The sequence below is a fragment of the Blastocatellia bacterium genome (assembly GCA_035275065.1).
In the GTDB taxonomy this organism is placed as follows: domain Bacteria; phylum Acidobacteriota; class Blastocatellia; order UBA7656; family UBA7656; genus DATENM01.
In genome coordinates, this window is sequence record DATENM010000155.1 from 32,969 (window position 1) to 44,290 (window position 11,322).

Sequence of the window (11,322 nt, forward strand, 5' to 3'; positions counted from 1 at the left end):
TGAGCGATGTCAACGGCCCACCTAGGGTGGGAAGGCAAAAATAAAAAGTAAAAAGGCAAAAGGTCGGCAGGAGATTAAATAGATAACTTGAGGCTACTTATTCATCCGGCTCTGCCACTTTTGCCTTTTGCCTTTTGCCTTTTGCCTTGATATGAGCGGGTGCTATGATGCTTTCGAGGTTGTCATCCGTATGTGCCTTTCCCGCTTCATCATCGTGCTTACTTTACTGGTCATCGCTGCGCCGGTCTGTCGCGCACAGACCAACGGCCACAACGAAGACCGGCAGGCCGCCGCTGCCGCCTTTGAAGAAGGGCAGAGCGCCCAGCAGCGCGGCGACCATTCGGCGGCGGTGCGCTATTACAGCAACGCCATCAACGCCGCGCCTTCGCTTTATCAGCCTTACTATCAACGCGCCACGGCCCTGATCGCTCTGGCCCGTGACAAAGAGGCCGAAGCCGACCTGCGCAAAGTCATCGCTCTGGAGCCGAGCTTCGCCCGCGCCTATCGCGCCCTGGGCCAGGTCTTGCTGGATCGCGACGCCACTCAGGAAGCCAAGACGGTGTTGGCTCGCGCGCTTGAGCTCGACCCGAAGCTCAGCGGCGTTCGCCTGCTCTATGCCAGCGCGCTGATTAAGACCAACGAGCCGCAGAAGGCCATCGAGCACCTGCGCGCCGCCATCGAGCAAGGTGAAGCGACGGCGCTCATCTACGCGCTGCTCGGCATTGCCGAGGAGCGCACAGACAAGAGCGAAGCCGCGTTTGCCGACTACTCGAAGGCCATCGAGATGGATGCCAGCATCGCCACGGCGCGCGAAGGCCGCGCTCGCATTTATGAAGCGCGCGGCGATGCCGCCAAAGCCATCGCCGATTACGCCATCGCGTATCGCACCCAGCCGTCGGAAGCGACGGCGCTGCGGCTGGCGACGCTCTACGCGCGCACAGGGCAGCCGCAGACGGCGCTGCAAATCTATCGCGCGGTGCTGACCGCGCGCCCGAATGATTATGCGCTGCGCACAGAGATTGCCCGCCTGATGGCCGAGAATGGCCAGAGCGCCGAGGCCATGAAAGAGATCGCCGGTCTCATCAAGCTGCGCCCCAACGATGCGCTCTTGCTGGTGATGGCCGGCGACCTGGTGTTTAAAGAGCAGCCGGCGGAAGCCGCAGATTACTATCGCCGGGCGCTGGCGCTCGACGCCAAAGACAACCACGCCCGCGTGCAACTGGGCGCGGCGATGGTGCGCTCGAAGCAGTTCGAGCCGGCGCTGCCCATCCTCACCGAGGCCTTGCAACGCGACGCCAACAACTATGCTGCGCATGCCAGTTTGGCGACGGCGCTCTTCGAGCTGAAGCAGTATCCGCAGGCCACGGGCGAGTTCATCTGGCTAATTCGCGCGAAGCCCGACGTGGCGATGAGCTATTACTTTCTCGGCATTGCTTTTGATCGGCTGGGCGATTGTCCGCAGGCGCAACGCGCTTATCAGGAATTTGCCCGACGTGCCGATGCAGCCCGGAATCAGAGTGAGATTGATAACGCGAACCTGCGCTTGAGCCTGCTGGCCCGGCTGGTCAAGGACGGCAAGTGTAAATCACCCGCCAAAGGGAAGTGATTATGAAGCACGGATGCGATGATGGCCGGCGCTCTGCTGGCCTAAGGCGTTGGCTGAGGCGAGCCGCGGCGGGCTTGCTCGCGGGGCTGGTGGTCGGCTGCGCGCCAGTCGTTCGGGCACAAGACGACCCGCCGTTGCCGATTGACCCGACGCCGCTTGCAAACCTGCTGACGGCGCAGGAGAAGCTGCTGCTCGCCGACGCGCACAATCCTAAGAAAACGATTGAGACCTACATGAAGATCGCCGACGCGCACATCGATGCGGCGCTCGCCGCGGTCAAGAGCAATGATGCGCGCCGCGCCGAGCATGAGCTTGATGTGTTTCAGAAGGCGATGGCCGAATGCGTGAAGCTGGCAGAGTCGCTCACAGAGGGCAAGCGCGGCGCCGCGAAAAAGGTCGAGCAGTCGCTTTACAAAGACCTGCGCACGTTGGAGTCAGTCGAGCGCCTGTTCCCGGTCGAGCGCGTGCAGTTTGCCGAAGCCGCCATCAAGCGCACCAAGCGCTTCCGCGTGCAGATGCTCAACATTGCCATTGCCAGCGGCGAGGTCTTGAAAGACCCCGACGCCGATAAGCCGCCGAAGACCGAGAATCGCGATGAGGCGTCGCGTCCGCCGTTGCTCGAAATGCGCGGCGCTCTGCTTTATCAGGCCGCCTGGCGGGCATCATTCGACAGCCGCAACGACCGCAAGGCAACGGCGGGCCTGCGCCGGTGGGACGGGCAGGTGCCCGGCGATTACCTGACCGAAGAAGAAGACGACCACGTCCGCCAGGCGCAAGCGGCTGACGACCGCATCAAAGTCTTTATGAGGATCGCTGACCGCAGGCTCGCGGCGCTCAACCCCGCGCCGCCGCCCACTGAGCCGAAGGCAATAAAGAAAGCCGAAGAAGAGAAGAAAGAGTGGGGCGAGCTGCCGAAGCTATCGCGGGCCGAGCTGTTGCTACACTATGCCCGCGCCATCGAAGAGGGGATGGCCAAGCTCGAAGACGCTTACGAGCACAACCCCAAGAGCAAGGCGCTTGGTAAGGCGCTCGACATTCTGCGCGAAGCCACCGACCGCCACTTGCAGACGCTGCGGGCGTTGACCGCCTCGGAGAAAGACGAACGCGAGAGCGACGCCTTGCGCCGCGCCATCGAGCAAGCCGAAGTTGCCAACGACGGCGCCCGCAAAGGCATGAAGGCGAAATCCACCTAGCCTGTGAAGGGATTGATTCAAAGTCTGAACTAAGGAGCCGCGATGGACTCAAGATTCTTGCGAGCAGATGAGCTTGGTCTGAGGCTGGAGATCGTCGGCGGCATTCCGATCTGGGAGCCCAGCCCGCTTTACAAGCATCAAAAGGCGGTTGACCGTATCCGCTCCAGCATTCGCAAGTCACCCGCAGGCTCGCAAAATCCGTGTGACTGTGTTCATGCCGCCGACGTTTACATCAGCTTCCCGGACGGCTCGTTGAAGCGTCCTGATATATCGATCTTTTGCCGCGAGCCGGAAGAAGAAGAGGAAGCCATCCGCCTCGTGCCCGAAGCCGTCATCGAAGTCATCAGCAGAGGATTTGAAGCCAAAGACCTGGAGGTCGGACGAGAGTTTTATCTCAGGCAAGGCGTTAAGGACGTGATTGTGTTCAACCCTTATACGCTCGAAGTCCTGCACGCGCGGCGCGACCGCAGCGCCGTGCATCAATCCGAGGTTGCGCTTGAGTTGCTCTGCGGCTGCACGGCAAGCGTTTGAGGTCAGCCCCCTGTCTCACAAAATAAAAACGCGGATGGCAACGGGCCATCCGCGTTTTAGTATTAACCGGCCTATCGTCCGCTTACGAGGTCTTTGGCCGCTTGTAGGTGAAGGCCGGCGACTCCTGCCCGGTCTTCGGCAGCGCGATGACAATATCTACCTCGGCTTTGGCCGGGATGCGCTTAAAGAGCTTCTTGTCCTTGCTGAAGACTTTGCGGCTCATGCCCTGGCCCTCGTAGTAGCGGTCTTGCCAGAAAATCTTGCCGAGCGCCTTGCCGTCCACCATGATGTCGGTTTCATCATTTCTGAAGTTTCGCCCGGTGACCTCAAGATAAGCCGGCGTTTCGTCATGATAGGTGACGCTGGTGATGATCGGTAGCGGCCAGACGTCGAAGTTGCCGCCGCTCACCGCGGTCGCCGAGTTGCCGGCGCCATCATAGACCGTCACCCGCACCTGCGCCTTGAGCGTTGCCATGTCAATCGGCACAATCCAGTCATACTTCTGATCGACGCCGCTGCTTGGCGCGCTGATTCCCAGGATGCGCGTCCAGGAGCTGCCGTTGTCGGTTGACAGCTCGATCAGCCGCTGCACGACGCCGACGTTGTCGGTTTCGCGCCACTGGATGGTCAGCGCCTGGCCGCCGCCGACAACCGTGTGCTTGTCCGGCGCAACGACCAGCACCGTCGGCGGCACGTTGTCGGGCGGGCCGTTGACGATCTCGAAAGGCCCTGGGCTGATTGACGACACCGGCAGATTGACGCCGTCAACCGCCGTGACGCGGATGCGCGCCAGCGGCGTCGGAATGGACGGCACGCGCCAGTCGAATTGCCGCGCCTTGCCATCCACCGCGCCGAGCAGGTTGTAGGTCAAGCCGTCAGCCGAAAACTCGATGCGCTGGCTCTGAATGCCTTTGTCGTCCGACGCATCCCACAGCACGCGCAGGAAGCTGCCGACGGTGATGTGTTCGCCGCCAAGCGGGTACTTGATGTTGACGGTCGGCGGCGAATCCACCGGACCGCCACCACCACCACCGCCGCCGCCGCCGCCGCCACCGCTGCCATCCGAAGTAATCGCGTTGTAGACGATGAGGGCGAAATCTTGATCGGTGCTGTCGTTGTTGCCGGGGATGCCGTCGCCTGCGATGTTGGCGGCGACGACGCGCACGGTGAATTCGCCCGATGCGCCGGCAGGCGCGTAAACGGCTTCGAGGTTGTTCAAGGAATCGGCGCTGCCGCCTTCAGTCGAAAAAGCGCCGCTGAAGTGATTGCCGAGATAGGTCTTGCCGCCGACATCAACTTGCAAGTCGAGATTATTGACCGTCGGGCTAGCCGCGGGCGATCCCGGCGCATCGGTCCACGCCAGCGTAATGCGCAACGGTTTCGTCGGATCAACGACGCGACCTTTGAGTGTGTAGACCTGACCGGTGTTGCCGAGCACTTGATCCTGATCCACCATCAGGCGCGGCACCTGATCCAGCACGCGTCCAAGATTCAACAGGCCGAAGCCCTGGTTGGGACTGGGCAGCGTGTCGCCGGCGCGCGTGCCTGTCAGGTACGTGGCGGCGTTGGTCAAATAAGCTTTGACCATCGCAGGGCTCGGCGGATGCCCGACCGATTGCTGGAAGAACTGGCGCAGCAGCGCCGCCGCGCCCGATACGGCGGGCGCCGCATGGCTGGTGCCCGAAGACCATGTGTAAGTGATTTGATCCGTCGGGTAGTTGCCCGGCCCGCAGACGCCGCCGGCGGTGAAGTTCCGATCCTGCGAGCGCGCCCCTTGAATGTGCGTGCCCGGCGCGACGATGTCGGGCTTGATGCGCCCGTCGGTTGTCGGGCCGCCGCTCGAAAAATCGATGATCGAATTGATGTCGTCGCCGCCGCTTGAATCCACGCCGCAGCCGTCCATGCCCGGCCGCAGATTCTCGCTGGCCCCGACCATGATGGTGTTCTTGGCATTGCCCGGCGAAGTCAGATGGCCGCCCGCGCCTTTGTTGCCCGACGAGAAGATAATCGTCAGCTCCTGGTTGCCGGCGTCTGAGCGGCGCGCGTCGCGCACCATCGCATCGTAATTCTGGCTGTCGATGGTGTAGCTGTTGTTGTAGGTGCCCCAACTGTTATTCGAGATGCGCGCGCCGGCTCCATACATCTGGTCTACCAGCGAGGTCAGCGACGGGTTCAGGTATTCCGGGTCGAAGATTTTCGAGATGCCGAGCTTGGCAAAGGGGTGTATGCCGAGCCCCAGGCTGTAGCCGTTGTTGTCCACGTAAGGCGCGCCGGTCTGGTCGTTATAGCCGCCGGCGATTGCGGCGTTGATCGTCCCGTGTCCGAGCGTGTCGTTGATTATCCCTGTAAAGTCTGCGCCCACGGCATAGCGCGAATAGACGACGCGCGACGCGCCGCCGGCGCCGAGAAAGTCTTTGTGCATCTCGGCGGGGTCGAGGCTGCCTTTGTCAAAGCCTGTGTCGGCAATATCAATGCTGAAGTCGGGCGCGGAAGTAATGCCTTTCGAGGCCAGCCACGCCAGATAACCGTGAGGGTTGACGCTATTGCCGCTATAAAGGCCGGCGACAATCATGCCCTGCTTTTCGTCATGCAATTCGGGCTTTGCCCACGGCTCGATCCACACGACGTTGCTCTTACGGGCAATGTCGGCCAGCCGCCGGGCGCTCACCTGTAGCCGCAGATTGGTGTAATTGAGCGCCGATTGCGGCGGCTCGATCACCGCTTGCGAAGCGGCAGCGATCTCCTCGATGTCTCTGCCGACGCGCGCGCCGTTGGCGACCTGCACGGTGACATCAACCAGCGCATCGGCATCAAGGTTGATCTCTGGCGCGATGCGATATTCGGGCTTATACGAGCCGGCGTACTGCACGAAGGTGCGGTTGTCCGACTGCATCTGCTTGAAGCGCGAGAACGCCTCGGCGGTGGCGCGCACGAGGTAGGCGTTGTTGGGAACGTAGGCGACGATCTCGGCTTCGCCGGCAAGCTGGCGCACCCAGTCTTTCTTGACCGGGCCGACCATCTGCACAAGGTAGAGCTGCTCGTCAGCCGGCTCAAGCGCGCCGAGCGAAGCGGCCGAGTAGGCTTCGTCGCCAGCCGTGGTGTCGAACGAATGGGCGCGCAGCATCAGCACGTTCATGTCATCGCGCACTGCCGAGCCGTTGAGCGATTGCGTCGCCACGCCCTCAGCCGCGCCTTCGGGCGCGCTCAGCAGCGCAAAGCTGCCATAGTCTTCAACGACCGCGCCGCCGGCAGCGAGTATCGCATCGCGCAGCGCCGCGTCGTTGGCCTGGACGATCACTTTATGCATACTGGCGCGGCTGCGGTAGGTCGTATCGAAGACCGGGCGCGGCGCTGGCGGTTTGGACGAATCGGAATGCGCCGGCAGCCGGCCCGCAAAAATCAATGCGAGAATGAAGAGTGAAAGAATCGTCAGGTGGAGTTTGAATCGAGCCATGATCGCTTGCTCCGGGGTGCCCAGGCAGCAAACATTCCCCGGTCGGGTGAGCGTGTGAGGCGAAACCGCTCTCCGGTCGTTGATGTGCTGCGGCTTGTTGATTCAGCAGGGGCGCACAACACCACAGGGGCAGAACCGGACGCGACTACTAAAGTGGGGCAAGCAAGCGGTTTGGGGAACTCACCGTGTCGGGATGGTAAGAGAGCGGGCGACGAGAGTCAATAGTTTTCATTCGGCTGTGGCGCAAGGCGGTTAGCTTGCGCGGCGTGATCTGCGGATGGCGCATCGCGCAAGCTAACAGCTTGCGCCACATTGAACGGCGCTAAAACGTCAGCACGACGCGGCCCGCGATCTTGCCGGCGCGCATGGCGTCAAAGATGTCGTTGATGGCTTCGAGCGGCCGGGTTTCGATCAAACAACGTAGCTTGCCTTCAGCCGCCAGTTGCAGGACTTCGGCGAGGTCTTCGCGCGTGCCGGTCGCCGCCGAAGTGATGGTGATCTCGCGCATCATGATGGCCGGGAACGTCAGCGGCTCGGCAGGCATGCCGACAACCACCAGCCTGCCGCCCGGTCGCACCGCATAAAACGCCGCGTCGTAAGCGGCCTTTGCTCCCGACGTGACTACTGCCGCATGCACGCCGCCGAGCTTGCGCAGAGTCTTCACCGCATCTTCGGCTGCCGCGTTGATCGTCACCTCGGCCCCGAACGCGCGGGCCAGCTCCAGCTTCTCTTCGCTGACATCAACGGCGATGATTTGAGCGCCAAAGTGCCGGGCGATCTGCACCGCCAGGTGGCCGAGGCCCCCGATGCCGAAGACCGCCAGCCGCTCGCCCTCAGAGATATGCGCGCGCTTGACGGCGCGATAGACCGTGACGCCGGCGCAGAAGAGCGGCGCCGCCTCTGCCGAATTGAGCGCCTCGGGCACGCGGATGGCGTGCGAGGCTTTCGCCTTGATGAATTCGGCGTAGCCGCCGTCTACCATTGCGCCGGTGATGATCTGATTGCGGCAAAGATTCTCCTGGCCTTCGCGGCACAAATCGCAATCCCCGCACGTCCAGTAGACCCAGGCGACGCCGGCGCGGTCGCCGACTTCAAGCTCGGTCACCGCATCGCCGCGGGCTTCGACGCGCCCGACGACTTCGTGGCCGGGGATGAGCGGCTTCTTGATGAGCCGCAGCAGCTGTTGCCAGTCGCCTTCGGCGATGTGCAGATCGGAATGGCAGACGCCACAGGCTTCGACACGGATCAACACTTCGTCGGCGGCGAGCGTCGGCGGCTCGACGGTTTCGATAGCCAGCGGTTGTTTGAACTCGTGCATCACGGCAGCTTTCATGGACTCCAGATTAATGACAGAAGGGACAAGAGACAAGGGAGGGGAGGAAGGGAGTCAGAAGTCAGGAGTCAGAAGTCAGAATAAAAGCGGCGGCGTAAGCCGACTTCCTTGTTCATTCTGACTTCTGACTTCTGACTCCTGAATACTTCTCTCCTCACTCTTGTCACTGTAGAATAAAGGTGCATGCTCACACTTGGCATTGAAAGCTCGTGCGACGAGACCGCCGCGGCGGTCATCGAAGACGGGCGCAAGGTTCTATCAAACGTCATCGCCTCGCAGATTCAAACGCACGCGCCCTTTGGCGGGGTTGTGCCTGAGCTGGCATCGCGCGAGCACCTCAACCGCATCGCCCCGGTCGTCAGTCAGGCGCTCGCGGATGCGCAGGTGACGCTTGCGGAGATTGACGGCATCGCCGTGACGCAGGGGCCGGGGTTGATCGGCTCGCTGCTGGTCGGCATCAGCTACGCCAAGTCGCTCGCCTTTGTGGCGCGCAAGCCCATCGTCGGCGTCAATCACATCGAAGGCCACATCTATTCGGTCGTCTTCGAGAACCCGCCGGTCGAGTACCCGGCGCTGGCGCTGGTGGTGTCGGGCGGCCACACGACGCTCTTCCTGATTCCTGAAGAAGGGCAGTACGCTGTCATCGGGCGGACGCGCGATGACGCGGCGGGCGAGGCTTATGACAAAGTGGCCAAGCTGCTGGGGCTCGGCTATCCGGGCGGGCCGGTGATTGATCGGCTGGCGCGGCAGGGCGACGCCAGCGCGGCTGAGCTGGTCTTCACGATCCCGCGCATGGATTCAATGAATCTCGACTTCAGCTTCAGCGGTCTGAAGACCGCCGTGCTGCGTTACGTGCGCGAGCAGCGCATCGAGCCGTTGCCCGAAGGCGAAGCGCCGAATGAGATCATCATCAACCTGGTGACGAGCTTTCAGGACAAGGTGATCCGCTCGCTGCTCGCTCGCGTTCGCGAGGCCGTGCGGCGTCATCAGCCGCGAACGATCATTCTGGCCGGCGGCGTCGCCTGCAATAGCGCCTTGCGGGAGCGGCTCAAAGCGGCGGGCTTTGACGCGCCGGTCTATTATCCGAGCCCGATTCTGACGACCGACAACGCGGCGATGATCGCCGCCGCCGGTTACCCGAAGCTCATGCGCGGCGAGGATCACGGGTTGGCGTTCACGGCTTCAACGTCGATTAAGCTAGATAACCTGAAGCTCGAAGGCTACGATGTGCCCGCCAAAGCGCGCTACAGGATTTAAAGTGGCGCAAGCTGTTAGCTTGCGCAATGTCTCGCGCAAGCTAACAGCTTGCGCCACTTTTGGAATTGAATGAGTGAAGCGGATATGAAATACATGAAGCGCGCGCTTGAGCTGGCGCGGCGTGGCCTGGGGCGGGTCAGCCCGAACCCGGCTGTCGGCGCGGTGCTGGTTCGCGATGGCCGCGTCGTCGGCGAAGGCTATTTTCTCTACGAGCACTTGAAGCACGCCGAAGTCTACGCGCTTGAGCAGGCAGGCGAGCAAGCGCGCGGCGCGACGCTCTATTGTAGCCTTGAGCCCTGCTGTTTTCAGGGGCGCACGCCGCCTTGTACGGACGCCTTGATTGCGGCGGGTGTAGCGCGGGCGGTGATTGCCGTCGCCGACCCGCACCCGCGGGTTCGCGGGCGTGGCCTCGAACAACTGCGCCGCGCCGGGATCGAGGTCGAGGTCGGGCTGTGCGAAGATGAAGCCCGGCAATTGAACGAAGACTTCTTCGAGTTTCAAGGCTCAATAGCCGCTCGCAGCGAATTGATAGATTGATTACTCCAAAGAAAAGTCTCGGTCAGAACTTCCTCGCCGACCCTCAGGTTGCGCGCCGCATCGTGGATCGCGTCGCGCCCGAGCCGCATGACTTGATCCTCGAAATCGGCCCCGGCACCGGCGCGCTCACTGCGCTGCTCGCCGAAGCCGGAGGTTACCTGGTGGCCATCGAGATTGATCGGCGGCTGATCGAAGAACTGCAAAGCCGTTTTGCCGGCGACCGCGTGACGATCATCGAAGCCGACGCGCTCGCGGTTGACTGGAACGAGGTACTCGATAGGGCAGGCACCGCCTGGCGCAACGCCACCGGCATGACAGGCGAGCCGCGTGCCCGCGTGGTTGCGAATCTGCCTTATTACATTTCGACGCCAATCATCGAGCGGCTAATGGCCACAGGCCGCCGCCTCTTTGACATGACGCTGATGCTGCAAAGCGAAGTCGTTGAGCGCATCGCCAGCCCGCCCGGCAGCCGCGAGTATGGCTACCTGTCGGTGCTGGTGCAGTATCATTGCCTGGCGACAAAGCTGTTTGAAGTGTCGCCTGCCGCCTTCCGCCCGCGCCCGAAAGTGCAATCGGCCATCTTGCGCCTGCTGGTTCGCCAGCAGCCCGCGGTTGATGTGGCAGACCGCGCGGGATTTTTCGCGCTGGTGCGCGCAGCGTTTGCGCAGCGGCGCAAGACCATCGCCAATAACCTGAAGGCCGCTCGCCTGGCGCTCGGCATTAACGAAGAGATCGACGCGGTGCTGGCGCGCGCCGGCATCGAGCCCATGCGCCGCGCCGAGACGTTATCGCTCGACGAGTTCGCTAAACTTTTTCATGCCCTGTTTGAATAACTGATGTAGAATGAATCCGCCGCCGGGTGATAGAAAATATAAAAACAGTGATGCTTCCCGGATGACCGGCGGTTAATCGTAACTCAACGCTCCGAATCGCTTCCCCACATCATCAACCGGGCTTGCCGTCTGGGCAACGCAGGGAGGCGAACGATGCTATTTAAAACTTTGAGCGCCGCCGTCTATGGCATTGATGCCTATGTGATGGACGTTGAAGTTGACCTGTCGCCAAAGGCGGGCGATAGCCTTGCGCCATCCTTCACGATGGTCGGCTTGCCCGATGCGGCGGTGCGCGAGAGCCGCGAGCGCATCCGCGCCGCCATCAACAACTGCGGCCTTTTCTTCCCCATTCACCGCGTCACGGTTAACCTCGCGCCCGCCGACATCAAGAAGGAAGGCTCTGGCTTTGACCTGCCCATCGCCGTCGGCATTCTCGGGGCCAACGGCGACCTCAAGTGCGAAAGCCTGGATGATACGGTGATTGTCGGCGAGCTGTCGCTCGATGGCCGCGTGCGGCCCATCAAGGGCGCGCTATCGATTGCGGTGGCGACGCGGGCGGGCGGCGCGCGTCGTTTGCT

9 protein-coding genes are annotated in these 11,322 nt (G+C 62.3%); 7 read left to right on the top strand and 2 right to left on the bottom strand.

Annotated features, from left to right (window positions below):
• The first annotated feature begins 190 nt into the window (after nt 1-190).
• The 3 genes from VJ464_29275 to VJ464_29285 are packed head-to-tail and all read left to right on the top strand — an operon-like array spanning nt 191 to nt 3,330.
• Nucleotides 191-1,606 (top strand): tetratricopeptide repeat protein, encoded by a 1,416-nt coding sequence (locus VJ464_29275; GenBank protein ID HKQ09250.1) that lies wholly within the window; start codon nt 191-193, stop codon nt 1,604-1,606.
• 2 nt (nt 1,607-1,608) lie between these two features.
• Complete coding sequence (locus tag VJ464_29280) at nt 1,609-2,799, top strand: hypothetical protein (GenBank protein ID HKQ09251.1); 1,191 nt, start codon at nt 1,609-1,611, stop codon at nt 2,797-2,799.
• A gap of 42 nt (nt 2,800-2,841) precedes the next feature.
• Nucleotides 2,842-3,330: a Uma2 family endonuclease gene (locus VJ464_29285; GenBank protein ID HKQ09252.1), complete on the top strand. Its 489-nt coding sequence runs from the start codon at nt 2,842-2,844 to the stop codon at nt 3,328-3,330.
• Between the two features lie 82 nt (nt 3,331-3,412).
• On the opposite strand, the gene VJ464_29290 is transcribed toward VJ464_29285, so the two are convergent.
• Together VJ464_29290 and VJ464_29295 are read right to left on the bottom strand one after the other, a co-directional pair.
• Nucleotides 3,413-6,784: a S8 family serine peptidase gene (locus VJ464_29290; GenBank protein HKQ09253.1), complete on the bottom strand. Its 3,372-nt coding sequence runs from the start codon at nt 6,782-6,784 to the stop codon at nt 3,413-3,415.
• Between the two features lie 322 nt (nt 6,785-7,106).
• Complete coding sequence (locus VJ464_29295; GenBank protein ID HKQ09254.1) at nt 7,107-8,117, bottom strand: alcohol dehydrogenase catalytic domain-containing protein; 1,011 nt, start codon at nt 8,115-8,117, stop codon at nt 7,107-7,109.
• A gap of 183 nt (nt 8,118-8,300) precedes the next feature.
• On the opposite strand from VJ464_29295, the gene tsaD reads away from it, so the two are divergent.
• The 4 genes from tsaD to VJ464_29315 all read left to right on the top strand — a co-directional run.
• Nucleotides 8,301-9,374, top strand: a complete 1,074-nt coding sequence (gene tsaD, locus VJ464_29300) for a tRNA (adenosine(37)-N6)-threonylcarbamoyltransferase complex transferase subunit TsaD (protein ID HKQ09255.1) — start codon at nt 8,301-8,303, stop codon at nt 9,372-9,374.
• 84 nt (nt 9,375-9,458) lie between these two features.
• The gene (gene ribD / locus VJ464_29305; protein ID HKQ09256.1) at nt 9,459-9,911 is read left to right on the top strand and encodes a bifunctional diaminohydroxyphosphoribosylaminopyrimidine deaminase/5-amino-6-(5-phosphoribosylamino)uracil reductase RibD; all 453 of its coding nucleotides are present in this window, start codon (nt 9,459-9,461) and stop codon (nt 9,909-9,911) included.
• Entirely contained in the window at nt 9,908-10,744 is an 837-nt protein-coding gene (gene rsmA, locus VJ464_29310) for a 16S rRNA (adenine(1518)-N(6)/adenine(1519)-N(6))-dimethyltransferase RsmA (protein ID HKQ09257.1), read from the top strand. Before ribD ends, rsmA begins: the two co-directional genes overlap by 4 nt.
• A 153-nt stretch (nt 10,745-10,897) precedes the next feature.
• The coding region (locus tag VJ464_29315) for a magnesium chelatase domain-containing protein (protein HKQ09258.1) at nt 10,898-11,322 on the top strand (425 nt) is incomplete at its 3' end.